Raw genomic sequence first — 23,191 nt, 5'->3', positions numbered from 1 at the left:
CCGGACCCCGGTCCCGGGTGCGGCTTCCTCCCTGACCACGACGTTTCGGGGTGCCGCCGCTGATGAGCTGGAGAACGTCCGGGAGTTCCCCGGTCGTTCGAGTTACGGAGGACCCTGTGATCCGCGCCCTGACCGGCTTCGCCACCCGAAGTCCGTGGAAGGTCATCGCCCTGTGGGCGGTGCTGGGTATCGCCACGACCGTCCTCGGCCAGGCGCTCGTCTTCCGCGCCACACAGCCCAGTACGGGCGAGTTCCTGCCCGCCACCTACGATTCCGCGGCCGCGCTGAAGGTCGCCGAGGAGCACTTCGGGGCCAGGCCCGACGCCAATCCCCTGACCGTGCTGGTGGCGCGGGCGGACGGCGCGGAGCTGTCCGCCTCCGACGAGCGGCGGATCGACGCCGTGGCCGGGAAGCTGGCCCGCCGCGAGGTGGTGATGCCGAAGACCGGGGAGACTCCGCCCTTCACGCAGGACCGCACGCAGATCCCCCGGGTCAGCCCGGCGATGACGGCCCCGGACCGGAGCTTTAGGCTGCTGGCGGTGGAACTGACCGGCAATCCCCAGGACCCCGGGATGCAGGACCTGTACCGGGCCTTCCGGGACCACGCCCGGGCCGAGTTCGCCGAGGCCGGTCTGCGGACCGGGTTCACCTCCGGCCTCGCGGCCACCGTGGACACCGCCGACGCCGAGAAGACGCGGTCCCGGATCGTCGGTGCGGCGATGCTCGCCGTGATCGTGCTGCTGCACGTCCTGGTGTTCCGCAGCGTCCTGGCGGCGCTGCTGCCGCTGCTGGTGGTGTCGGTGATCGGCGGCGCCGCCTCCGGTGTGGTGGTCGGCGCCTCCCTGCTCACCGGCATCCAGCTCGACTCCTCGACACCGCAGTTGATCGGCGTGGTGCTGATCGGGATCGGCATCGACTACTTCCTCTTCCTGCTGTTCCGCTTCCGTGAGCAGCTGCGCTCCCGGCCCGGGCAGAGCGGCCGCGAGGCGGCGGCCGAGATCGCCGGCCGGGTGGGTACGGCGGTCACCTCCGCGGCGCTGACGATCGTCGCCGCGTTCTCCACGCTCGGGGTGGCGACGTTCGGCCAGTTCCGGGTGCTCGGCCCGGCGATCGCGGTGTCCGTTCTGGTGATGCTGCTGGGCAGTCTCACCCTGATGCCGGCGCTGCTGGCCGTTACCGGGCGGAGGATGTTCTGGCCCTCGCGCGCCCTGCGCCGCGAGCCCCGCGAGGGGATGGCCGGGCGGACGGGCCGCCGGGTGGCGACCCGCCCGGTGACCATGGTGCTCGCCTCGCTGGCACTGCTCGGCGCGCTGGCGGCGGGCCTGGCGGGGATGCGGGTGGACTACGGGCAGGGCGGTCCGGGCGACGAGCGGACGGCGGCGGCTCGGACGGCGGCCGAGATCTCGCGCGCACTGCCCGCCGGGGTGTCGGACCCGACCACCGTGTTCGTCACCGCGGCCGACGGCGGCGGCGTGGACGCACCGGGGCTGGGCGCGCTGTCGAAGGCGCTGGCGGCGCTCGACGGGGTCGGACAGGTCGCCCCGGCCGTGCCCAGCGAGGACGGCAGGGCGGCCCGCATCGACCTGTTCCTGACCGCCGATCCACAGGGTCAGCAGGCCCGCGACCTGGTCTCCGGGCCGCTGCGGGACACGGTGGCCGCGCACCGGCCCGAGGGCACCGAGGTACATGTGGGGGGCACGGCAGCGCTCTTCGCCGACATCTCCTCCGCCGTCTCCGACGACCTCAAGGTGGTCTTCCCGGTGGCCGCCGGGCTCATCTCGCTGATCCTGCTCCTGCTGCTGCGCAGTCTGCTCGCGCCGCTGGTCCTGATGGTCTCCGTCGGGCTGGGCTTCGCCGCGACCCTCGGCGCCTCGGCGCTGGTCTCCCAGAACCTGCTGGACCGGCCGGGGGTGAACTTCACGCTGCCGCTGGTGCTGTTCCTGTTCGTGGTCGCGCTGGGCACCGACTACAACATCCTGATCAGCGACCGGATACGGGAGGAGATGGAGCGGCCCGGTCCGGCCCGGGCGGCCGTGGCCCGCGCGGTACGGCACACCGCGCCGGCCATCGCGACGGCGGGTCTGGTGCTCGCCGCCTCGTTCGGGAGCCTGGCCGTCAACCCGGCCCCGGGCACCCAGGAGATCGGCTTCGCGACGGCGCTCGGGATCGTGCTGTCCGCGTTCGTCCTGTCGATCGTGCTGGTACCGGCGCTGGCCGCGCTGCTGGGCCGGTCGATCTGGTGGCCGGTGCCGCCGCGGGGCACCGACCGGCCTCCCGTCGCCACCGTCGCCACCGCCGCCACCGACGACACCGGGGAGGCCGGGCACGACGGGCACACCGAACACACCGGGAAGGCCCGGCACTCCGACGACGCCGGCACCGGGCGGCACCTGCCGGTGGGCTGAGGGACCGGCCGGACACGCGAAGGCGCCGGCGCGCGGAGGACCGTAGGGTCCCTCCGCGCGCCGGCGCCGGCGTGTGGGTGCGCGCCTCGGCGCTCACTCCGTCCCGCTCACGCTCACGCCATCTTGGCGACCTCGGGGTGCTCGGCGAGCCAGGCGCGGACCGCCTGCTGCTCCTTGCCCTTGCCGCTCTCCTGGATCTTCGCCTCCAGGCCGGTCAGCTGGGCCTCGCTCAGCTTGAAGGAGCGCAGCCACTTGGCCACTTCCGGCTCGTCCTTGGCGAAGCCCTTGCGGGCGAGGGTGTGGATGCCGTCGCCCTTGCCCCAGGAGCCCTTGGGGTCTTCGAGCTTGTGCAGGTCGTACGAGGCGTAGGCCCAGTGCGGGGACCACAGCACGACCGCGACCGGCTCGTGCTTGTCGTACGCCCGCTTGAGTTCGGCGAGCATGCCGGGGGTCGAACCGTCGACGACCTTGTACTCGCCGTCGAGCCCGTAGGCGGGCAGCACCTTGTCCTTGAGGAGGCCCATCGCGCCGGCGCTGGGCTCGATGCCGATGATCCGCCCCTTGAACTGCGAGCCCTTGCCCTTGAGGTCGGCGAGGGACTTCACGTCCTTCATGTACGAGGGCACGGACAGCTCGATGGAGGTCGGGCCGTACCAGGAGCCGAGGTCGTCCAGCTTGTTCCCGTACTTCTCCCAGTACTGGGCCTGGGTGACGGGCAGCCACGAGTCGGTCTGGAAGTCGACCTGGCCGCCCGCGAGCCCGGTGAAGAGCGCGCCGAGCTCCAGCTGGCGGGCATCGACCTCGAAGCCGCGGCGCTCCAGGAGCTCCTTCCACAGGAAGGTGGAGGCGACGCCCTCGTCCCAGGGGATGTAGCCGAGGCTGATCTTGCGGCCCTTGCCGACGTCGGCGAGGCCGCCGGCCTTGGTCTCACCGGATCCGGAGCCGGGCCCGAAGGTGCTCAGGCCGCCCGCGACGAGGGCGAGGACGACGGCTCCGGCGATGGCGTACGCCGGCTGGGGGCGGTGGTTCCACACCTTGGCGGCGCCGCTCGCGCCGGCCCGGACCTTGGCGAGGGCGCGGCGGCCGAGCGGGGAGACCTGACGGCCGAGCGCGCCGGTCATCCGGTCCAGGTACATGGCCAGGATGACGATGGAGATGCCCGCCTCGAAGCCGAGGCCGATGTCCACGTTGCCGATGGCCTTGTAGACGGCGCCGCCGAGACCGCCGCCGCCGACCATGCCGGCGATGACGACCATGGACAGGCCGAGCATGATGACCTGGTTGACGCCCGCCATGATCGTGGGCAGGGCCAGCGGGAGCTGGACGCGGACCAGCGTGTCGCGCGGGGTGGTGCCGAAGGCGTCGGCGGCCTCGACGAGTTCGCCGTCGACCTGGCGGATGCCGAGCTCGGTCATCCGTACGCCGGGCGGCAGCGAGAAGATGATGGTCGCGATGATGCCGGGCACCACGCCGACCCCGAAGAAGATGATGCCGGGGATCAGGTAGACCATGGCCGGCATGGTCTGCATGAAGTCCAGGACGGGCCGCAGTACGGCGCTGACCCGGTCGGAGCGGGACGCCCAGATGCCGAGCGGGACCGAGATCACCAGGGTGATCAGGGTCGCGACGAGCACCAGCGACAGCGTCGACATCGCCTCGTCCCACAAGCCTATGGAATCCACGAGGGCGAACCCGGCGATGGCGAGCAGGGCGGCCAGCAGTCCGCGCAGCCACCAGGCGGCGACGGCGAGGATGCCCGCGAGCAGCAGCGGGGCGGGGGCCGAGAGGACGGCGTCGATGCCGTCGTAGAGGCCGGTGACGACCGTGCTGATGGCGTCGAACAGCCAGGACAGGTGGCGCTGGAGGAATTCGACTCCGGTGTCGACCCAGGAGCCGAGGGGCAGGCGGGGCATCAGGCGGCCACCTCCGCGCAGTACATCGGGGGACGTTGTTCGTCACCGATGAAGGCGATGAGGCGGTCCTGGGACACGGAGCCGATGACGGAGCCGTCCTCGGCGGTGACGGCGACCGCGTGCGGGACGCGGGCGCTGACCGCGCACAGGTCGGCGAGCGGGGTGTCGGCACTGACGGTGGGGCAGCCACAGGCGTCCGCGGCCGGCTCCGCGTCCTCCATGACGGCGTCGGCCGTCAGGACCCGGGAGCGGTCGACGTCCTGGATGAAGGAGGCGACGTAGTCGTCGGCGGGGCGCGTCAGGATGTCCTCGGCGGTGCCCTGCTGGACGATGCGGCCGTCGCGCATGACGGCGATGCCGTCGCCGAGGCGCATGGCCTCGTTGAGGTCGTGGGTGATGAAGACGATGGTCTTCTTCAGGCGCCGCTGGAGTTCGAGCAGCTGGTCCTGCATGTCGCGCCGGATCAGCGGGTCGAGGGCGCTGAAGGACTCGTCCATCAGGAGCAGGTCGGCGTCGGTGGCCAGCGCGCGGGCCAGGCCGACGCGCTGCTGCATGCCGCCGGAGAGCTCGTCGGGCCAGGACTTCTCCCAGCCGCCGAGCCCGCACAGCTCCAGCGCCTCGGCGGCGCGCCGTTCGCGCTCGGCCCGGGGGACACCCTGGACCTCCAGGCCGTAGGCGGCGTTGTCGAGGACGTCGCGGTGCGGGAACAGCGCGAAGTGCTGGAACACCATGCTGATCTTGGTGGAGCGTACGTGGCGCAGCTCACGCGGGCTGAGCGCGGTGAGGTCCTGGCCGTCGAAGAGGATGCGCCCCGCGGTGGGCTCCAGCAGTCCGTTGAGCATGCGCAGCAGCGTGGACTTTCCGGATCCGGACAGACCCATGACGACGAAGATCTGGCCGGGCTCGACGCTGAAGGAGGCGTCGATGACGGCGGCCGTGGTTCCCTCGGCGCGCAGTTCCTCGCGGTCCGCGCCGCCCTGGAGCGTGCGGACGGCGGCCGCCGCCTCGTCGGGGTGTCTGCCGAACACCTTGTACACGTGCTCGGCCTGGAGCGTGGACACATACACCTCGCGGGTCGTACCTGGTACGGCGCGCGCCCGGCCTCGGGGGCCGGGCGGCCCGTGGAGCGGCACGGGATCCGCCCGTCCCTCTCGCCGGCCGTGTGGGGCCGGAGGGAGGGTCCGCTCCACGGACCCGGGTGCCCGCACTTAACCGGCGCAAACACCAAGGTGAGCCACCTCACGCCGACGCGCGGGCCGGAGGCTACGAGGTCTCGGGTGCCGGCTCCGCCAGCAGGGAGGCGCGCAGGTGGGCCAGGATCCGGTTCAGCAGCCGCGAGACCTGCATCTGGGAGATGCCGAGGGCGGCGCCGATCTGGGCCTGGGTGAGCTCCTCGCCGAAGCGCATCCGCAGCATGCTGCGCTCGCGCTCGCTGAGCCGTTCCAGCAGCGGGGCCAGGGCCTGGACGTCCTCGACCAGCGCCAGGGCGGGCTCTTCCTCGCCCATCACGTCGGCGAGGGTGTGCCCCGTGGTGGGGCCGTCGCCGTGCTCGGAGTGCGGGGCGTCGAGGGAGCCGCTGGTGTGGCCGTTGGCGGCGACCAGCCCCTCGACGACCTCTTCGTCCGTGAGGCCGAGGTGCCCGGCGAGGTCGGTGACGGTCGGCGAGCGGTCGAGCCGGACGGTCAGTTCCTCCTTCGCCTTCGCGATGTCGATGCGGAGCTCCTGGAGGCGGCGCGGGACGCGGACGGCCCAGGAGGTGTCGCGGAAGTGCCGCTTGATCTCGCCTGTGATGTACGGCATGGCGAGGGTGGAGAACTCGTTCTCGCGGGCCGGGTCGAACCGGTCGATGGCCTTGATCAGGCCGATGGTGCCGACCTGGACGACGTCCTCGATGTCGCCTCCGTCACACCGGGACCGGAAGCGGCGCACGGCGTACTGGACGAGTGAGGCGTTCATCTCGATGAGGGTGTTGCGGACGTACTGGTGCTCCGCAGTGCCCTCGGTCAGTTCGCGGAGCCGCAGGAAGAAGACCCTCGACAGCTCCCTCGCGTCGGCGGGGGCCACCTCGCGGGGTTCGTCGATGCGGGGCAGGTCCGCGATCCCGGCGGCCTCGGTGTACGGGCGGCGGGGACGGGGCAGGAGGGGGGTGGTGCGCGCCGGGTCGGCGGTATCGGTGGGGTCAGTGGGGTCGGCGGTATGGACGGGGTCGGCGGTACGGGTGGACTGGACAGGGGCCGGCATGGGGTTCGCTCCTTGGGCTGGTCGGCTTGCGGCGCGGGACCTTGACTGCCGTTGATGGTGGACCCTTCCGGCGAATACGTCAAAGATCGTGTGATTTACGCTACTTTCCCGCGAGGCCCAGGTTGGCTCCGTCCCGCAGGTCCGAGAAGCCCTGGGCGACGACGGCCGCCGGATCCAGGCAGGCCTTGCGGGCGTCCGCGGCGGCCGGGTTCTTCGCGCAGCCGAGGTCGCGGTAGGTGGCGGCCGCCTTGTCCAGTTTGCGGGCGGTGGTACCGAGGGTGGCGAAGCCCGAGCGGCCGTCGATCTCGTCGAGGGCGAAGCGGGCGGCCTCCCGGGTGTAGTCGGCCGCCTCGCCGCACTCCTCGGTGAACACCTTCGGCGAGGAGCTCGCGCACGGGGAGTGGGTGCCGCTGCCGAACCGGCCCTCGCCCGTGGAGATCCTCACTTCCAGGGCGGACTTCACGTTCTCCGCGATCCGCGCCTTGTCCGGGGTCGCCCCGGTGCCCGCGTCGGCGGCGAGGGCGGCCCGGCCCGCCGATTCCGGTCTGCCGTCGCCGTCGCGGTCCGCGTCCGCGCTGCACCCCGTCACCAGGGCGGCCAGGGCGGCCAGGGCGGCCGCCGGAATGAGCGGCACGGCCGCCCGGATCGGGCCGCGTCGTGTCTTCGTCATGCTCTTCACCCTCGTCCACCGCCGGAAAACCGTCGCGCCACCCTATCCAAGGGCCCCGCGGAGGGGCGGTGTTGTCAGTGGTCCTGGGTGACGCGGAACCCGGTGGCGGCCCGGTCGCGGTGGATGGTGAGCCGGTCCCAGGAGGGGAACACCAGATCGGTGAGGGCGATCAGGCGCCCCGCATCGTCGTGCAGGGTGCGCCGGACGGTGAGTCCGCAGGCGGCGGGGGCCGTGGTGTGCGGGTGACGGGTCCGGGTCATCGTGAGGGTCTCGGCGATCCGGGCGTTCGCCGCGCTCTCCTCCAGCCAGCGGTGCAGCGGCCCGAGGTCCTCGTCACGGACGCCGGCCTCCGCCCGGTCGCGGTACCCCGCCAGTTCGGGGGTGCGGGCGACCAGCTCCGGGCAGAGGTACGTGACCGCGTGCTGCAGGGTCTCCCCCGCCGGGCCGAGTTCGCGGCGGTGGTGGACGAGGGTGCGCTCCCCGGCGCGCATGCCGAGCAGGGCGGCGAGCGAGGGCGGGGCGGTGGCCAGCGTGAGCCGGCTCCGGGGCGGGGACGGGAAGGGCGCCCGGGCCGGGCGGGTGCCCCGGCGGCCGGTGACGACGAGGCCGTCCTGGCGCAGTTGCCGGAGGGCGGCCCGGATCGTCTGCCGGTTGACCTGGTAGCGGGCGGCCAGGGTGCGTTCGGAGGGCAGTCTGCCGCCGGGGGCGTGCGCGGCGCGGTCCAGTTCGCGCCGCAGCGCTGCGGCGATCCGCTGGTACTTGGGCGTGGCGGCCGGGCCGCCGCTCCGCGAAGGGGAGGGCATGGCTTCTCCTCTGACGGGTGGTCAAGGACTGCGCGGTCTGCCCGACCAACCTAGCATTGGTCTATACCTGTTGGCACCGAACGGCCGGGCACCCCCGCACCTTGGCCAAAATCCCTCCCGCCACGGGCCGTTCTCGCCGCCGGCTACTCCCGCAGCGGATTCGGGAGCGGCAGGTAGCGCGCGTCCGCGCCGTCCGCCCGGGTCCACCGCAACAGCAGGTTCGTCTTGGCCGGCAGGGCGGGGCCGGCGAGCAGTTCCGCGATCTCGGGGAGTCCGCCGCGCTCCGCGTCGTAGCGCCGGAACTCCGCGCGGACGGCCGGCCACACCCGCGCCATCATGTCCGGATACCGCTCGGCGAGCGCTCCCCCCACCTCCGCCAGGTGGTTGACGACCAGGCAGTACACCAGCCGCTGCCAGGCCGCCGCACGCGACAGGTCCCCCGGGAGTTTCACCCCCTCCGCATCGCGGAAGAGGGCCTGCACCGGCATGCCCTCGGCGTCGACCGCGACCAGGGTGTTCTGGAGGTGCGCCTCCAGCACGATCCCGTGCCGGGCGAAGAGTTCCAGCACAGGGGGCACGACATGGCGCAGGTACGCCCGCCACCAGGCGGCCGGGTCGACGGTGCGGGCCGGGGCCAGCGGGCTGCCCGGGAAGCCCTCCGCGAGCGCGGCGGCCAGCAGCGCCACCGCCCCCGGTTCGACCCGGGCGCGCAGCCCGTCGCGGACCAGGACGGCGAGTTCCTCGAAGGCGAAGGCCGCGGTGCGGTACCCCCGGTCGGCGAGCCAGGCCGCGTTCGACCCGGAGCGGCGCAGCTCGTCGAAGCCCGCCTCGACCGCGCCGTCGGTGCGGCGGAGCCTTTGCAGGTCGTGCCGCCACAGCCGGCGCACGTCGTTGGTGATCCGGACATCGAGGCTGAACTTCACGAACAGGTCGGCGGCGGCGTCTTGGACGTACAGGGTCCGGATCGCGGCGGTGGGCCACGCCGGGAGCCGCGAGGGACCGAGCCGCAGCAGCCGCCCGTCGGCGAAGGCCTCGCGCACCTCGCGCCGGGCGCCGACCAGCTCCAGCTGCCAGGGGTGCGCGGGCAGCAGCCGGTATCCGGCGGGCGCGCGCGGCCCGTCGAGGGCGTCGGCGAGGGAGTCGAGCGCCCCGGCGACGGCCGGCCCGCCCTCCTCGGCCAGCTGGTCCTCGCGCAGCCCGAGGAAGACCAGCGGGAAGCGGGCGTGGGCCTCGGGGGCGTACGGGAGCCAGCTCGCGGCCGGCGCCCCTCCCCGGGCCTTGGGGGCGGGGTGGTGCGGGTGCCCCATCACCAGGGACTGCTCCGAGAGCAGGTACGGGTCGGCCGGGGGCCGTGCGTGCGCCCGGGCGGCCAGCAGCGCGGCCACGGCGTCGCGGCTGTCGGCGATCTCGGAGGGCAGCTCGTCGTTGGAGACCCCGGTGTACCGCAGCAGTTCGTCCGAGACCACCTTGACCAGTCCGGCCCCGCCGAGCGGGTGCCAGCCCTGCTCCGTCAGCAGTTCGGGGTGCGCGGGGCGGCGCCCGCCGCTCACCCGGAGCAACCGCCCGCTGCCGCGCAGCCGGTGGACGCCGGGCTCGCCGGCCGGCTCGGCCGCCTCCCTGAGCAGGCAGTTCAGCAGGGGGGCCGCGGCGTAGGCGTCGGCGGCGGCGTTGAGGTCCACTGGTTCCATTCGATCCATTCGGTGATCATCACCGATCATCGGGTAAAGCAATGAAGAGAGGACCAGGACCCTGGACCGCAGCGCGCACGCCCCCGCCCCGCCCGGCTCCCCGGCCCCGCCGGCCCCTCCCGGCTCCCCGGCCGAGGAGGCCGTCGCCGCCGCGCTGGCCGGCGTACGGCCCGGGCTCGGATCCGCGTACGGCGCGGCCCTGCCCGGGGCCCGGGCGGCCGTACTGGGCCGGCTCTGGCGGGCGCTGGCCTTCGAACCGCTGCCGTGGGTGGCCGGCCGGGAACGCTCGGCCGCCTCCCTGGTGGTGCGGCCGGCAGGGGGCGGACGGCTGGAGGGGCCGCTTCCGGATCCATACGCGACCGGGGACCACATCACGGAGCTGCGCCTCGACGGGCGGCCGTACCGGCAGGCCGCGCGGCTGCTGGCGGCGCTGAACGTGCCGCACGGCGAGGAGTTCGCCGCCGAGCTCGACGACAGCACGGCCTCGCTCGCGCTGTCCCGGGCCACCCAGCCGGCCGCGCCGGACCCGGACCCGCCGCACACCTGGGGGTGGGAGCAGCGGGTGGTCGACGGGCATCCGTACCACCCCAACTGCCGCTCCCGGCCCGGGTTCTCGGTGGCCGAGCAGCTCGCGTACGCGCCGGAGCACCGGCCGGTGGTCGAGCTCGGGCTGGTCGCCGTACGTCCCGGGGAGTGCCTGGTCACGGACGGATGGCCGCAGGAGCTGCGGGGCGCCGGGCGGATCCTGATCCCGGTGCACCCGTGGCAGGCCGCGCACGTGCTCAAGGGGGAGGGCCTCCAGCACTCCGGGTTCGCGGCGCATCCGCTGATGTCGCTGCGGACCCTGGCACCGGTGGCGGGCGGCGCGCACGTGAAGACCGCCCTGAGCACCCGGCTGACCTCCTCCGTACGGGACATCTCCGTCTACTCCGTCGAGACGGCGGCCGCGGTCTCCGCCTTCGCGGAGGCACTGGCCGCGCGGCTCGACGGGCGGCTGCACATCACCCGCACCCTGGGCGCAGCCACCGCGCACAGCCCGGACCTGGCCGCCGTACTGCGCGAGCCACCGGAGCGGTACGCGGACACCGCCGCGGGCGAGCGGGTCGTACCGGTGGCGGCGCTGACCGCCACCGGGCTCGCCCGCTCCGCCGCCTGGCGGGCCGAGTTCGCCCGGCTCGCGCTGACGGTGTGCCTGCGGGTGCTGGACCTCGGCGTGGCCCTGGAGGCCCATGGCCAGAACCTGCTCGTGGTGCTCTCCCCCGCCGGGGCCCCGCTCCGGCTGGTCTACCGCGACCTCGCCGACATCCGGATCAGCCCGGCCCGGCTCGCCCGGCACGGTCTGCCGGTGCCGCCGGTGTCCGGCCGGCTGATCACCGACGACGTGAGCGTGCTGCGGCGCAAGCTGTTCGGGTCGCTGGTGGCCGGGGCGCTCGGGGCCACGGCCGGCTCGGCGGCCGCGCTCGCCGAGGACCTCGGCGCCGCGGCGGCGGGTCTCGCCCCCACCGCCGACTCCGGGGCGCTGCTGACGGAGCCGCTGCCCACCAAGGCGCTGACCCTGATGCGGCTGAGCCCCGGCGTGCCGGGCGACCAGTGGGCGGAGCTGCCCAACCCGCTGGCCGGGGGGTGAGCCGGGCGGCCGGGCGGGCTACTGTCGAGGGGATGACCGACACCTCGTACCTCAATGCCGTACGGGCGTCCTACGACGCCGTCGCCGTGGACTACGCCCGCCTGCTCGGCGCCGAGCTGGCCCGCAAGCCGCTGGACCGGGCGATGCTGGCCGCCTTCGCCGAGTACGTGCGCGGCGAGGCCGCCGCGGCCGGCTCCGGGGGCAGGGCCGTGGCCGACGTGGGCTGCGGTCCGGGCCGGGTGACGGCCCACCTGGACGCGCTCGGGGTACGGGCCTTCGGCGTCGACCTCTCCCCTGCGATGGTGGCGGTGGCCCGGCGGAGCTACCCGGGGCTGCGGTTCGAGGTGGGGTCGATGGCCGCGCTGGACATCGCGGACGGGGTGCTGGGCGGGGTCCTGGCCTGGTACTCCACCGTCCACACCCCGCCGGGGGAACTTCCGCCGCTGTTCGAGGAGTTCGCGCGGGTGCTGGCGCCGGGCGGATACGCCCTGGTCGCCTTCGAGGCGGGCGACGCGCGGACCCGGCTGGAGCACGCGTACGGCCACCCGGTCGAGCTCGACGTGTACTGGACCCCGCCCGGCCTGATCGCCGGGCTGCTGGCCGCGGCGGGCCTGGCGGAGGTGGCCCGGCTGGTCCGGGAACCCGGCCCCGACGAGAAGTCCCCGCAGGGTTTCCTACTGGTCCGCAAACCCACCGGGTAGACCCGCGCCCCCGGCCCCTTCGGCACCCGGCGGCCGCCGCGCCGCCGCGCCGTGGGCCCGGTGCGGCGTCCCGGGGGTGGGCCGTTCGGGGGGCAACCCGGCCCCTGTGGGCCCGCCTTCGCGGCGATCGGGCCGGGCGGTGGCAGGAAAGGGGGATGAGCCTCCACCGCCGCCAGGTCCTCGCCAGCGCCGCCGGGGCCGCCCTCGCCACCGTCGGGGCGGCCGCGCCGGGCGGGGGCGGCGGCCGGAACGCAGGCCGCAACGCCGCCGGGAACACCGGCCGGAGCCCGCGCCGGGGACCGGGTTCCGGCGCGGACTTCGGTGCGCTGGCGGCGGCGCTGGACGGCCGGCTGGTCCTCCCCGGCGACCGCGACTACGCCGAGGCCCGGCAGCTGTTCCAGCCCCGCTACGACTCCGTCGCACCCGGCGCCGTGGCCTACCCCGCGCACGCCGGGGACGTGGCCGTCTGCCTGGACTTCGCGCGCCGCTGCGCCGTACCGGTGGTCCCGCGCGGCGGCGGGCACAGCTACGCCGGCTGGTCGACCCGGGAGGCCGGGCTGGTCCTCGACACCGGGGCGATGGCCGGCGTGAGCGTCGAGGGGTCCGGCGTACGGATCGGCGCGGGGGCCCGCCTCGGTGACGTGGGCGCGGCGCTCGCCGGGCGCGGTCTGGGCCTCCCGACCGGGCTGTGCCCCTCCGTCGGCATCGCGGGGCTCACCCTCGGCGGCGGCCTCGGACTGTCCGCGCGGGCGTACGGGACCACCGCCGACCGGCTCACGGGGGCGCGGGTGGTCACCCCGGACGGGGTCGTCCGCGAGGTCGGCCCCGACGGGGATCCGGAGCTGTTCTGGGCGCTGCGCGGGGCGGGCGGCGGGAACTTCGGGGTGGTGACCGAATTCCGCTTCCGTACGCACCCCGTCGGGGACTGCGCGGTCGCCGAACTGCACTGGCCCGGCGGCGATTCCGCGGTCGTACTGGCCGGCTGGCAGCGCTGGCTGGCCGGGCTGCCGGACCCGTTCTGGAGCCAGGTCGAGTTCGTCGTCGAGGGCGGTCCGGCGGCCGGGCCGGCCGTGCCCGTCGTCCGCGTGGTGTGCCTGGACGGCGGGCGCGGCGAACTGGAGGCGCGGTTGGCCCGGCTGTCCGCCCTGGTCGGCGCGGAGCCCCGGGACAGCCGGATCGACGTGCGCGACCACGGGGACACCCTGCGGGCCCTGGCCGGCTGCCTGGACCGCGGCGGCGCCGAGTGCCGCCTGCCCGGGGTGCTGCCCGGCCGCGACCCGAGGGGGCGGCTCGGGCGGGATTCCTACGCGGCCCGCTCCGACTTCTGGGCCGGCGACGGGCTGCCGCGGGCGGCGGTCGACGCCGTCCTGGACGCCGTCCGGCGCTATCCGGGGGCCGTCCCGCGCGGCGGGACCGGGGTGGTCCAGTTCGACGGGGTGTGCGGCGGAGCCCTGAACCGGGTGCCGGCCGGTGCCACCGCGTTCGCGCACCGCGACAGCGCCTTCCTGGCCCAGTACCTCGTCTACTGGCCCGCGTCCGCGCCGGCCGCCGAGGTCGCCCGGCACCGGGCGTGGCTCGACGGGCTCTGGCGCGACCTGCGCCCCTGGGCGAGCGGCAGCGCGTACCAGAACTACGCCGACCCCGCGCTCGACGGCTGGCGCGAGGCCTGCCACGGGCCGAACCTGCCCCGGCTCGAAGCGGTCCGGCGCACCTACGACCCCGGCAGGCTCTTCCGCTTCCCCCAGGCCATCTAGGGCCTGTCTTTCGGGCCCTTCTCAGGTCACGTCCGCGACGAAGAGGAATGGGAGCTCCACGAATGCGACGCACGTTGACGGTGGCGGTGGCCACTGCCGCGCTGATGCTGCTCGGCGGGCCGCTGCCGGTGGCCGGGGCCGACGGCTCCGGGACGGCGCGGGCCGTCGGGACCGCGCGGGCCGCCGGCCCGGTCCGGGCCGCCGACGGCTGGTCCGCCCGGGAGGCCGAGGCGTTCTGGACGCCCGAGCGGATGGCGTCGGCCGAGCCCGTCACCTCCGGGGTGCCCGAGACCCGCGCGGCCAAGGCCGGCATCGGCGAGAACTTCGACGGCGTCCCGGTCGTCGGGCGGATGTTCGTCATGCAGGGCAGCGGCGCGTACTTCTGCACCGCGAGCGTGGTCGCCTCCCCCGGCCACGACCTGGTGCTGAGCGCCGCGCACTGCCTGCTCGGCCCGGACTCCCGCCAGGTGGCCTTCGTACCGCGGTACACGCGCGCGAAGCCGCGGCCTTACGGCCTGTTCCCGGTCCTGCGGGGTACGAACGGGCGCCCCAAGGTGTGGATCGACCCGCGCTACCCGCGCGAGGGGCCGGACCGGGCGGCGACCGTGGACGTGGCCTTCGCGCAGGTGGGGCCGGACGCCGAGGGCTGGCGGGTGCAGGACGTGGTCGGCGCGAACCGGCTGGTCACCGGCGCCACTTACACGCACGCGCGGGTCGAGCTGATCGGCTATCCGGCGACGTCGGCGCGCCCGCGCCGGTGCCACAACCGGACGACGAAGTTCACCAGCACCGACCCCGGCATCCCGGGATCGTTCCTGCGGATCGACTGCACCGGGTACCCGGGCGGGACCAGTGGCGGCCCGTTCCTCGCGCACTACGACCCGCAGACCGGGACCGGGGAGGTGGTCGGGGTCATCGGCGGCTGGAAGACGGGCGGGACCACGCCCGACACCTCGTACAGCTCCTACTTCGGGCGGGAGATCAGGAAGTTGTACGAGACCGCCGTTGCCGGGGCTCGGGGAGCGTGACCGCCCGGACCCGCCGGGTCCGGCGCGGGTTGCCCACGGTGCGCGGGGTCGCCGGGAGCCCGTCGGCGGTCAGCGCGTCCGGCGGCGGCAGCGCGAGCTGGCGGCGCAGGTCGGCGAGGGCGACGTGGACGGGGGCCAGGATGACCTCCGCGCGCGGGTGGACGCGCGCGAGGGCGTGCGCGGTGGTCTCGATCACCTCGGCGGCGTCCTCCGCGGCGGTCCGGCTCCACCCCCCGGGCTCGCGGGCGCTCCAGGGGGCGACGGCGTCGTAGAGGTGGCAGGCGGCATCGGCCGCGGCGTCGGCCCGTTCACCGACGCCGGGCGCCGCGGTGGTCGGCAGCTCCATGCCGGGTCAACGAGCGGGACCCGCCGGGGGAACGGTGGCCGGTCCCTTCTCGGCGTCCGCCGCTACGGCACGGCCGGGGCGCGCCGGATCCGCCGGGCCACGGCGTGGGAGGCGACGGTGGCCGCGGCGGCCAGGCCCAGCCCCCGCGCCAGGTCACGGGGCCGGGTCGGCCGCAGCACCCCGGCGCGACGCAGCCGGCCGCGGGCCCAGAGGGTGAACGGGACGACGACCAGCGGTGAGGTCACCACGCCCGGGGTGTAGCCGCGGGTGACGGCGGCCTGCGCGAGGTGGACGAGGCCGTGCAGGCCGAAGCCGTCCAGGGCGCTCTGGTAGAAGGCGGAGCGGCCGCCGGTGCGGTACCCGTCCGCGGCGGCCGCCGCGACCACGACGCCCATGACGCCGACGGCGGCGGCGAACTCGCGGGAGTCGACGGCTTCGAGCCGCTGCCACACCCGGTCGGGGACGCGCGGGTGGCGCGCGCGCAGGACGGGGACCCGGGTGCGGGACCAGCGCGTCATGGCGGCCACCTCCTCCAGGTCGTGCACGGCCCAGGCGGCCAGCAGGCCCAGCGTCGCGGGGGCGAGGGCGGCCAGGGCGGCGGGAGCGGCCAAGGCCTCGGGGGCGGCAGGGGCCACCCGTGTGTTCGAGTCGGTCATGAGGCCACCGTATGCAGCCAGAGGGGCAGCAACAGCAGGGAAACCACCGAGGACTTGATCACGAGCGAGGCGGAGAGGTCCACGCCCACGTCGTAGCGCTGGGCGAAGACGAACAGGTTCTGCGGGGTCGGCATCGCCGCGATCAGCACGAGGTACGCGAGCCACTGCCCCGGCACGTCGAACAGCGCCCCGCACACCACCCAGGCGAGCAGCGGGAAGCCCAGGCACTTGAAGGCGATCAGGGCCAGCTCCTCGCGCGAGGTGCCCCGGATGTCCAGGCCCTGCCCGCCCAGGTGGAGGCCGAGGGCGAACAGGGCGACCGGGGAGGCGCTGTCGCCGACGAACGCGGCCCCGTCCAGCACCACCGCGGGAACCCGTACCGACAGCAGGTTGAGCAGGATCCCGGCGTTGCAGGCGAGCACCAGCGGGGTGGCGAGGGAGGCTCCGACGGCCCGCCCGAGCCGGGAGCCGGGGCCGCCCGCGCCCGGACCGGCGCGGCCGAGTTCCATGATGGAGATGACGACCAGGGACAGCACGCAGACCTGGAAGAGCAGCACCGGGAAGATCGGGGCGGCCGTCCCGAACACGGTGATGAACACGGGGACGGCGAAGTAGGCGGTGTTCACCTGCACTCCGGCCATCACGCGCAGCGCGACGGCGCGCGGCTCCCGTGTCCCGTGGGCGGTGGCGGCCACCGCGATGGCGAGCACCGCGAGGGCGGCGGCGGCCGCGTACCCGCCGATCGCCCGCCAGTTGAAGAGGGCACCGAGGTCGCTGGTGTAGATGTTGCCGAAGAGGTAGCAGGGGACGGCGAAGAGGAAGGCGTAGTCGGCGAAGGCCTTGGAGGCTTCGGCGGGGACGGTCTTGCGGCGCGCGAGGAGCGCCCCGCCGCCGAAGGCCAGCAGCACCGGCACCAGCTTTTCGAGTGCGGCTGCCCCGCCCATGCGTACCGGCTCTCCCCCGTGATCGGCCTGACCGCGAGCAGCCTATCCGCACGCCCCGTCGCCCTTGCCCGGGGACCGGTCCCGCATAGGCTGGACCGATCATGAGCGACCGAGCCCGTACCCCAGCCCCCGCCCCGCCCGCGCGGGAGCCGCGCGCGACGAACCGGCTCTGGGGGGTGGTGCGCACGCCCGCGCGGGCGGCGGAGCCGCTGTTCGCGCGGGCGCCCAGGGCGTGGCAGCGGATGCTGCCGTACCTGCTGATGGGCGCCTTCACCGCCGCGCTGCTGCCCACGACCATCGCGGTGCTGACCAACGACTACAAGGCGGGCGGCGGCTGGGCCGGCGCGCTGGGCGTGGCCCAGACGGTGCCGCTGCTGCTGGCGGTGACGCGGCCGCTGGCCGCCTGGGGTCTGGTCCTGCTGGCGGACACCCTGGGCGCGCTGGTGCTGGTCCGCGCCGACCAGGTGGCCGGGCACGCCTGGCCGTGGACCCCGATGGTCATCGTCGGCTACCTGGCGCTGATGGCCTGCCTGGGGCTGCGCGAGTCGATCCGGACCCTGGTCGGGGTGTGGCTGGTGACCGGCGCGGTCGGGACGGCGCTGGGGTTCTTCCAGCCCGGCGGCGTGATGACCACCGTGGCGCTGCTGTTCGTGCTGAGCGGGGTCGTGCTGGCGCTGACGGGCGCGGTGCGCGGGCTCGGTGACGCGCAGCAGCGGATCGCCGAGCAGGAGAGCATCAGCGAGGGCGAGCGGGCGCGGCGCACGCTGCTGGAGGAACGGGCGCGGATCGCACGGGAGTTGCACGACGTGGTGGCGCACCACATGTCGGTGATCACCGTGCAGGCGGATTCCGCGCCGTACCGGCTGCCCGGGATGCCTGATCCGGTGCGCGAGGAGTTCGAGGCGATCGCGGCGAGCGCCCGCGAGTCGCTGGGCGAGATGCGACGGCTGCTGACGGTGCTGCGCGGCAACGGGGACGGGCCGGGCGGCGAGCTGGCCCCGCAGCCGGGGCTCGGCCGGGTGCAGCAGCTGGTGGAGGCGACCGTACGGGCCGGGCAGCCGGTGGGGCTGTCCCTGGCAGCGGGCGCCGCCGAGGCGCTGCCGCCGGCGGTGGACCTGTCGGCGTACCGGATCGTGCAGGAGGCCCTGGCCAATGTGGTGCGGCACGCGCCCGGCGCGCGGACGAACGTCTCGGTGACCCTGCACGCGGACGAGGTGCTCGTCCTGGTGGTCAACGGCCCCGCGCGGGACGCCGTGACGGCGCTGGAGGGTTCGGGCACGGGGCACGGTCTGGTGGGAATGCGCGAGCGCGTACGGTTGACGGGCGGGACGCTGGACACCGGTCCGCTGCCCGACGGCGGCTTCCGGGTCGCCGCCCGGCTGCCCCTGAGGGAGCCGGGCGAGCCCGGCGGCCCGGCAGCACAGCCCGGTCCGGACCGGCCCGGCGATCCAGCCCAGCCCGACCAGCCAGACAGGGAAGCCAGTTGACCATCCGCGTGATCATCGTCGACGACCAGGCCATGGTGCGCGCGGGGTTCGCCGCCCTGCTCTCGGCGCAGGCCGACATCGATGTGGTGGGCGAGGCGCCCAACGGGCGGGAGGGGGTGCGGGTCGCCCGTACGGTGCACCCCGACGTGGTGCTGATGGACGTACGGATGCCCGAGATGGACGGGCTCGCGGCGGCCCGCGAGATCCTCGGCCCGCCGCCGGGCGTGACGCACCTGCCGAAGGTACTGATGCTCACCACCTTCGACATCGACGACTACGTGTACGAGGCGCTGCGCGCCGGCGCCTCCGGGTTCCTGCTCAAGGACGCCCCGCCGGCCGACCTGATCGCGGCGGTCCGGGTGGTGGCCTCGGGCGAGGCGCTGCTGGCGCCCTCGGTGACCCGGCGGCTGATCGCCGACTTCGTCCAGCAGCGGCCGGCGCCGCGCAAGGACCCGGCGCTGCGCCTGAAGGGGCTGACCCCCCGGGAGACCGAGGTGCTGGAGCTGATCGCGCGCGGGCTGTCGAACCAGGAGATCGCCGCGTACCTGGTGGTGGCGGAACAGACCGTGAAGACGCACATCGGGCGGGTGCTGGCCAAGCTCGGCCTGCGGGACCGGGCGCAGGCGGTGATCTTCGCGTACGAGGCGGGGCTGGTGCGCCCGGGCGACAGCGCCTGATCCCAGCGGCCGGCCCGCCGCGCCCTCCTCCACCCCCTACCGGGGTATGACCCGCGACTTGGCTCCCCGGTCCGACGTACGGCGGGACACCCGCTTCCTACCTTCTCCCTCGTCACGAGGGAGAGGAGAAGGGGCATGGGCCGCTTCGCAAGGACACTGGTCACGGCCGCACCGGCGGTGACGGTGGTGGCGGGGACCGCGGGCTGGGCCGCCGGGGAGATCGCGGACGTGCCGAGCGTGCCGTTCGCCGGGACCGGCCACGGCGCCGACCCCGCCTGCGCCGCCTGCGCCGCGCTCGCGAAGGGGGCGGCCCGGTGAGCACGATGACCCTCCTGACGGCCACCGCCGACCGGATCGAGCGGCAGACCCCCGCCCACCGCGACCGGGCGCTCGACGGGCTGCGCGCCCTCGCGCTGCTGGCCGTACCGACCGGGCACTGGCTGCTCGGCGGGTTCACCCTGGACTCCGACGGGGCCCTGCACAATGCGAGCCCGCTGTCCGCGTTCGGCGGCCTGGCCCCGGCCAGTTGGGTACTCCAGATGCTCGGCGTCTTCTTCCTGGTGGGCGGTTACGCCTCGGTGCTCTCGTACCACCGCCGCCAGGGGTCCGCGGGGGCCTGGCTGAAGGGCCGGATCGTCCGGCTGGGCCGGCCGGTGCTCGGGGTCACGGTGGTGTGGGCGCTGGCGGCGCCGGTGCTGTACGCGGCGGGGGTGGCGGAGGTGACGCTGCGGACCGGGGCGAAGCTGGTGGTCCAGCCGCTGTGGTTCGTCGGGGTGTACGCGGTGGTCACGGCGCTGACCCCGTACTGCGTGCGGGCGGCGCGCCGGCTGGGCGGCTGGGCGGCGGCCCCGCTGCTGGGGGCGGTCGCGGTGGTGGACTTCCTGCGCTACGGGCCGTTCGCGGACGCGGTGCCGGCGTGGCTGGCGCTGGTGAACATCCTGCCGGGGTGGCTGTTCGCGTACCAGCTGGGCGTCGCGTGGGGCGAGCGGCGGATCGGCCGGCGCGGGGCCTGGCTGCTGCTGGCGGGCGGGGCCCTGCTGTTCGCGGCGCTGCTGCTGGTGTTCCACTACCCGGCGTCGATGGTGGGGGTGCCGGGCGAGGCGCGGACGAACTCGCACCCGCCGTCGCTGCTGGTACTGGCGCTGGCGGCGGCGCAGTCGGGGGCGGCGATCCTGCTGCGGGACCGGCTGGCGCGGGTGTTGGCCCGGCCGGCGCTGTGGGCGCCGGTGGTCGTGATCAACCTGTGCGCGATGACGATCCTGTGCTGGCACCAGACGGCGCTGCTGGCGGCGGCGGTTCCCGGCTCGTTCGTGGGCGAGGTGGCCGGGCTGACGGCGGCCCCGGACGGCCCGGGCTGGATCGCGGTGCGTCTGCTGTGGCTGCCGGTGTTCGCGGCGCTGCTGGTGGGGATCGCTCGCTACGCGCGCCGGTTCGAGGCCGCGCCGGTGGACGGGCGCGGCGCCTCGGCCCTGCGGCGGACCGTGGCGGGGCTGCTGGCGGCCGGGTTCACGGTGTTCGCGCTGGGTCTGGCGTAGCGCCGGCCGGTCCGGTCCGGGCAGCGGCGGCCGGGCGTCGTCAGGCGATCAGGCGATCGAGGCCGCGACGATGGCGGCGACGGCCAGGTTGCAGGAGGCGGAGACCCAGACCGCCGGGTGCGGCTCCGGGTCCACCACGATGGCGCCGAGCTTGCCGGGGGTCACCCAGTCCAGCACCAGGAACGCGACCGCCATCAGGACCAGCCCGAGCAGCCCGAACGCCGCCGTGGACAGCAGGCCCTTGCCGAAGTCGTCGTACGTCGTCCAGATCGAGGTGAAGACGATGCCGCCGATGCCGAGCAGCGCGGAGCTGAGCAGGACGGCGGCGTTGCGGTTGCGGTCCTCCCAGATCTGCTTCGGGAGCTTCCCGGGCGTCAGCACGTCCACGAGGACGATGCCGAGGATCAGCAGGACGAGGCCGAGGGCGCCGAACGCGCTGGTGCGGCCGAGTCCGTTGATGATGTCGCTCATGGGGGAAGCCTGTCTCCGCGGGGATGGACGTACGTGAGGTGGTGCTGTGGGGGCCGGCCGAATCTATCGCACGGCCTCGCCGCGGACCATGGGGAGGTCAGGGAATGGCAAAGCTCGAAGGCGTACCGGGGGTACGACGCGGAGTTCCCGGCCGCGTGCTCCGGGGAGTTGCGGGGCCGGGGCGCCGGCCGCTCGAACCGGTCGAGGACACGCCGGCTCGAACATCGCTCGTACGAGAGGGAGTTGGGCCCCGGGCCGGGGTGAGGCCGGGCGAACCCTTGACCTCAATATTAGTTGAGGTCTTAGTGTTCCGGGCATGGACATGGAAGTCACCGCGTGGACCTCGCTCCACAGCACGATCAACGCACAGCGGGACCGCCGGCCGCTCTCCCGCGCGAGCCTGCGCCGGATCGCCGCCTTCGCCCGCCCGCACCGCCGGGGCCTCACCCTCTTCCTGCTGCTCAGTGTGGTGACCGCACTGCTCGCGGTGGCCACCCCGGTGCTCGCCAGCCGGGTCGTCACCGCCATCGTCGACGGCCGCGGCACCGGGACGGTCACCCGGCTCGCGCTGCTCATCGCGGTGATCGCGGTCGCCGAGGCGGGGATCGGCCTGCTGGCCCGCCGGCTGTCCGCCACCCTCGGCGAGGGGCTGATCCTGGACCTGCGGACGGCCGTCTTCGACCACGTGCAGCGGATGCCGGTGGCCTTCTTCACCCGGACCCGGACCGGGGCGCTCGTCAGCCGCCTCAACAACGATGTGATCGGCGCCCAGCGGGCCTTCAGCAACACCCTGTCCGGGGTGGCCGCCAACACGGTGACCCTGCTGCTGACGCTCGCCGTGATGCTGGGCATCTCCTGGCAGATCACCCTGCTGGCGCTGGTCCTGCTGCCGGTGTTCGTGCTGCCCGCCCGGCGGATGGGGGCCAGGATGGCCGCCATGCAGCGCGAGGCCTCGACGCTGAACGCCGCGATGGGCACCCAGATGACGGAGCGGTTCTCCGCCCCGGGCGCGACCCTGGTCAAGCTGTTCGGGCGGCCCGCCGACGAGTCCGCCGAGTTCGCGGCCCGGGCCGCCCGGGTGCGGGACATCGGGATCCGTACGGCGATGGCCCAGTCGGCCTTCATCACCGCGCTCACCCTGGTCTCCGCCCTGGCCCTGGCCCTCGTCTACGGCCTCGGCGGCTACTTCGCCCTGCGCGGCTCCCTGGACGCCGGCGCCGTCGTGGCCCTCGCCCTGCTGCTGACCCGGCTGTACGCCCCGCTGACGGCGCTGGCGGGTGCCCGGGTGGAGGTGATGAGCGCCATGGTGAGCTTCGAGCGGGTCTTCGAGATCCTCGACCTGGAGCCGCTGATCGCCCAGAAGCCGGACGCCCGGCGGGTCCCGGACGGGCCGGTCGCCGTGGAGTTCGACGGGGTCTCCTTCGGCTACCCCTCCGCCGACAAGGTCTCGCTGGCCTCGCTGGAGGAGGTCGCCACCCTCGACGCGCGGGGCGGTACGCAGGTGCTGCACGAGGTCTCGTTCCGCGCCGAGCCCGGGCAGATGATCGCCCTGGTCGGCTCCTCCGGGGCCGGCAAGTCCACCATCGCCCAGCTGCTGCCGCGGCTGTACGACGCGGACGCGGGCGCGGTCCGGCTGGGCGGGATCGACGTGCGCGACCTCACGGCCGACTCCATCCGGGACACGCTGGGCATGGTCACCCAGGACGGGCACCTGTTCCACGAGTCGGTACGGGCGAACCTGCTGCTGGCCCGCCCCGGGGCGGACGAGGCCGAGATCTGGGAGGCCCTGCGCCGGTCCCGGCTGGACGGCCTCGTGGCCTCGCTGCCGGACGGCCTGGACACGGTGGTCGGCGAGCGCGGGTACCGGCTCTCGGGCGGGGAGCGCCAGCGCCTCACGATCGCCCGGCTGCTGCTGGCCCGGCAGCGGGTGGTGATCCTCGACGAGGCCACCGCGCACCTGGACTCCACCTCCGAGGCGGCGGTGCAGGAGGCCCTGGGCGAGGCGCTGGCCGGGCGGACCGCCGTGGTGATCGCGCACCGGCTGTCGACCGTACAGGCGGCGGACCTGATCTTGGTGGTCGAGGACGGCCGGATCGTGGAGCGGGGCACGCACCCGGAGCTGCTCGCGGCGGGCGGCCGGTACGAGGAGCTGTACCGGACGCAGTTCGCGCCGGGCGGCGCGGCCCGGACGACGGGAGCATGATGACCCCAGGCCCTGCCCCCTCCCCCGTTCCTGGAGTACGCG

The 23,191-nt window shown here is 74.8% G+C and carries 20 protein-coding genes; 10 read left to right on the top strand and 10 right to left on the bottom strand.

From position 1 onward, the window contains the following. Window positions 1–116: 116 nt before the first annotated feature. Window positions 117–2,405, top strand: a complete 2,289-nt coding sequence (locus EES41_RS32590; protein WP_123081512.1) for an MMPL family transporter — start codon at window positions 117–119, stop codon at window positions 2,403–2,405. A 113-nt stretch (window positions 2,406–2,518) separates the two neighbouring features. On the opposite strand, the gene EES41_RS32585 is transcribed toward EES41_RS32590, so the two are convergent. From EES41_RS32585 to EES41_RS32560, 6 genes are all read right to left on the bottom strand, one after another. Then, window positions 2,519–4,318, bottom strand: a complete 1,800-nt coding sequence (locus tag EES41_RS32585; RefSeq protein ID WP_123081511.1) for an ABC transporter permease/substrate binding protein — start codon at window positions 4,316–4,318, stop codon at window positions 2,519–2,521. Further along, window positions 4,318–5,379 carry a glycine betaine/L-proline ABC transporter ATP-binding protein gene (locus tag EES41_RS32580; RefSeq protein WP_123082836.1) on the bottom strand — a complete coding sequence of 354 codons (1,062 nt, stop codon included), beginning with the start codon at window positions 5,377–5,379 and terminating at the stop codon, window positions 4,318–4,320. The genes EES41_RS32585 and EES41_RS32580 overlap by 1 nt, the downstream gene beginning before the upstream one ends. 202 nt (window positions 5,380–5,581) lie before the next feature. Continuing rightward, on the bottom strand, window positions 5,582–6,559 hold the full coding sequence (locus EES41_RS32575) for a SigB/SigF/SigG family RNA polymerase sigma factor (protein WP_254211651.1): 978 nt from the start codon (window positions 6,557–6,559) through the stop codon (window positions 5,582–5,584). Window positions 6,560–6,659: 100 nt separating this feature from the next. After that, a complete protein-coding gene (locus tag EES41_RS32570; protein WP_123081510.1) occupies window positions 6,660–7,229 on the bottom strand; it encodes a hypothetical protein in 570 nt (189 codons plus the stop codon). A 74-nt stretch (window positions 7,230–7,303) separates the two neighbouring features. Beyond that, window positions 7,304–8,032 carry a GntR family transcriptional regulator gene (locus tag EES41_RS42425; protein WP_216827276.1) on the bottom strand — a complete coding sequence of 243 codons (729 nt, stop codon included), beginning with the start codon at window positions 8,030–8,032 and terminating at the stop codon, window positions 7,304–7,306. Window positions 8,033–8,175: 143 nt separating this feature from the next. Then, window positions 8,176–9,729, bottom strand: a complete 1,554-nt coding sequence (locus EES41_RS32560) for an IucA/IucC family protein (RefSeq protein ID WP_123081509.1) — start codon at window positions 9,727–9,729, stop codon at window positions 8,176–8,178. A gap of 145 nt (window positions 9,730–9,874) precedes the next feature. Between EES41_RS32560 and EES41_RS32555 the strand changes: the two genes are divergently transcribed. The 4 genes from EES41_RS32555 to EES41_RS32540 all read left to right on the top strand — a co-directional run bounded on the left by EES41_RS32555 (window position 9,875) and on the right by EES41_RS32540 (window position 14,830). After that, window positions 9,875–11,347 carry an IucA/IucC family protein gene (locus tag EES41_RS32555; protein WP_254211814.1) on the top strand — a complete coding sequence of 491 codons (1,473 nt, stop codon included), beginning with the start codon at window positions 9,875–9,877 and terminating at the stop codon, window positions 11,345–11,347. 32 nt (window positions 11,348–11,379) lie between these two features. Then, complete coding sequence (locus EES41_RS32550) at window positions 11,380–12,048, top strand: class I SAM-dependent methyltransferase (protein ID WP_123081507.1); 669 nt, start codon at window positions 11,380–11,382, stop codon at window positions 12,046–12,048. 155 nt (window positions 12,049–12,203) lie between these two features. Then, on the top strand, window positions 12,204–13,802 hold the full coding sequence (locus EES41_RS32545) for an FAD-binding oxidoreductase (protein ID WP_123081506.1): 1,599 nt from the start codon (window positions 12,204–12,206) through the stop codon (window positions 13,800–13,802). A 62-nt stretch (window positions 13,803–13,864) separates the two neighbouring features. Further along, window positions 13,865–14,830 carry a hypothetical protein gene (locus EES41_RS32540; RefSeq protein ID WP_164496002.1) on the top strand — a complete coding sequence of 322 codons (966 nt, stop codon included), beginning with the start codon at window positions 13,865–13,867 and terminating at the stop codon, window positions 14,828–14,830. Here EES41_RS32540 and EES41_RS32535 read toward each other — a convergent pair. The 3 genes from EES41_RS32535 to EES41_RS32525 all read right to left on the bottom strand — a co-directional run bounded on the left by EES41_RS32535 (window position 14,784) and on the right by EES41_RS32525 (window position 16,776). Next, window positions 14,784–15,176 carry a hypothetical protein gene (locus EES41_RS32535; protein WP_164496001.1) on the bottom strand — a complete coding sequence of 131 codons (393 nt, stop codon included), beginning with the start codon at window positions 15,174–15,176 and terminating at the stop codon, window positions 14,784–14,786. The two genes, EES41_RS32540 and EES41_RS32535, sit on opposite strands and share 47 nt — an antisense overlap. 62 nt (window positions 15,177–15,238) lie before the next feature. Further along, on the bottom strand, window positions 15,239–15,832 hold the full coding sequence (locus EES41_RS32530; protein ID WP_123081503.1) for an HXXEE domain-containing protein: 594 nt from the start codon (window positions 15,830–15,832) through the stop codon (window positions 15,239–15,241). Further along, window positions 15,829–16,776, bottom strand: a complete 948-nt coding sequence (locus EES41_RS32525; protein WP_123081502.1) for an AEC family transporter — start codon at window positions 16,774–16,776, stop codon at window positions 15,829–15,831. The genes EES41_RS32530 and EES41_RS32525 overlap by 4 nt, the downstream gene beginning before the upstream one ends. Before the next feature lie 101 nt (window positions 16,777–16,877). On the opposite strand from EES41_RS32525, the gene EES41_RS32520 reads away from it, so the two are divergent. The 4 genes from EES41_RS32520 (at window position 16,878) to EES41_RS32505 (ending at window position 20,475) form a co-directional block, all read left to right on the top strand. Continuing rightward, window positions 16,878–18,263: a sensor histidine kinase gene (locus EES41_RS32520; protein ID WP_123081501.1), complete on the top strand. Its 1,386-nt coding sequence runs from the start codon at window positions 16,878–16,880 to the stop codon at window positions 18,261–18,263. Beyond that, window positions 18,260–18,940 carry a response regulator transcription factor gene (locus EES41_RS32515; RefSeq protein ID WP_123081500.1) on the top strand — a complete coding sequence of 227 codons (681 nt, stop codon included), beginning with the start codon at window positions 18,260–18,262 and terminating at the stop codon, window positions 18,938–18,940. The genes EES41_RS32520 and EES41_RS32515 overlap by 4 nt, the downstream gene beginning before the upstream one ends. A gap of 135 nt (window positions 18,941–19,075) precedes the next feature. Next, a complete protein-coding gene (locus EES41_RS32510) occupies window positions 19,076–19,258 on the top strand; it encodes a hypothetical protein (protein ID WP_123081499.1) in 183 nt (60 codons plus the stop codon). 5 nt (window positions 19,259–19,263) lie between these two features. Then, on the top strand, window positions 19,264–20,475 hold the full coding sequence (locus tag EES41_RS32505; RefSeq protein ID WP_123081498.1) for an acyltransferase: 1,212 nt from the start codon (window positions 19,264–19,266) through the stop codon (window positions 20,473–20,475). A 48-nt stretch (window positions 20,476–20,523) separates the two neighbouring features. On the opposite strand, the gene EES41_RS32500 is transcribed toward EES41_RS32505, so the two are convergent. Continuing rightward, on the bottom strand, window positions 20,524–20,946 hold the full coding sequence (locus EES41_RS32500; protein WP_073798602.1) for a DUF350 domain-containing protein: 423 nt from the start codon (window positions 20,944–20,946) through the stop codon (window positions 20,524–20,526). A gap of 316 nt (window positions 20,947–21,262) precedes the next feature. On the opposite strand from EES41_RS32500, the gene EES41_RS32495 reads away from it, so the two are divergent. Further along, window positions 21,263–23,149, top strand: coding sequence for an ABC transporter ATP-binding protein (locus EES41_RS32495; protein WP_123081497.1), 1,887 nt, complete (start codon window positions 21,263–21,265; stop codon window positions 23,147–23,149). The last annotated feature ends 42 nt before the right edge of the window (window positions 23,150–23,191 follow it).

This window comes from Streptomyces sp. ADI95-16, from assembly GCF_003721495.1.
Classification (GTDB): domain Bacteria; phylum Actinomycetota; class Actinomycetes; order Streptomycetales; family Streptomycetaceae; genus Streptomyces; species Streptomyces goshikiensis.
Note: the sequence above shows the minus strand (reverse complement) of the source record. Positions and strands in the feature narration are given on the sequence as shown.

What these genes read in the sequence shown, in the direction of transcription:
- EES41_RS32505 (WP_123081498.1), top strand. Translation starts at nt 19,264, where the DNA reads ATGACCCTCCTGACGGCCACCGCCGACCGGATCGAGCGGCAGACCCCC.
- EES41_RS42425 (WP_216827276.1), bottom strand. Translation starts at nt 8,032, where the DNA reads ATGCCCTCCCCTTCGCGGAGCGGCGGCCCGGCCGCCACGCCCAAGTAC.
- EES41_RS32500 (WP_073798602.1), bottom strand. Translation starts at nt 20,946, where the DNA reads ATGAGCGACATCATCAACGGACTCGGCCGCACCAGCGCGTTCGGCGCC.
- EES41_RS32520 (WP_123081501.1), top strand. Translation starts at nt 16,878, where the DNA reads ATGAGCGACCGAGCCCGTACCCCAGCCCCCGCCCCGCCCGCGCGGGAG.
- EES41_RS32585 (WP_123081511.1), bottom strand. Translation starts at nt 4,318, where the DNA reads ATGCCCCGCCTGCCCCTCGGCTCCTGGGTCGACACCGGAGTCGAATTC.
- EES41_RS32560 (WP_123081509.1), bottom strand. Translation starts at nt 9,729, where the DNA reads ATGGATCGAATGGAACCAGTGGACCTCAACGCCGCCGCCGACGCCTAC.
- EES41_RS32535 (WP_164496001.1), bottom strand. Translation starts at nt 15,176, where the DNA reads ATGGAGCTGCCGACCACCGCGGCGCCCGGCGTCGGTGAACGGGCCGAC.
- EES41_RS32545 (WP_123081506.1), top strand. Translation starts at nt 12,204, where the DNA reads ATGAGCCTCCACCGCCGCCAGGTCCTCGCCAGCGCCGCCGGGGCCGCC.
- EES41_RS32495 (WP_123081497.1), top strand. Translation starts at nt 21,263, where the DNA reads ATGGACATGGAAGTCACCGCGTGGACCTCGCTCCACAGCACGATCAAC.
- EES41_RS32540 (WP_164496002.1), top strand. Translation starts at nt 13,865, where the DNA reads ATGCGACGCACGTTGACGGTGGCGGTGGCCACTGCCGCGCTGATGCTG.
- EES41_RS32550 (WP_123081507.1), top strand. Translation starts at nt 11,380, where the DNA reads ATGACCGACACCTCGTACCTCAATGCCGTACGGGCGTCCTACGACGCC.
- EES41_RS32575 (WP_254211651.1), bottom strand. Translation starts at nt 6,559, where the DNA reads ATGCCGGCCCCTGTCCAGTCCACCCGTACCGCCGACCCCGTCCATACC.
- EES41_RS32570 (WP_123081510.1), bottom strand. Translation starts at nt 7,229, where the DNA reads ATGACGAAGACACGACGCGGCCCGATCCGGGCGGCCGTGCCGCTCATT.
- EES41_RS32510 (WP_123081499.1), top strand. Translation starts at nt 19,076, where the DNA reads ATGGGCCGCTTCGCAAGGACACTGGTCACGGCCGCACCGGCGGTGACG.
- EES41_RS32525 (WP_123081502.1), bottom strand. Translation starts at nt 16,776, where the DNA reads ATGGGCGGGGCAGCCGCACTCGAAAAGCTGGTGCCGGTGCTGCTGGCC.
- EES41_RS32530 (WP_123081503.1), bottom strand. Translation starts at nt 15,832, where the DNA reads ATGACCGACTCGAACACACGGGTGGCCCCTGCCGCCCCCGAGGCCTTG.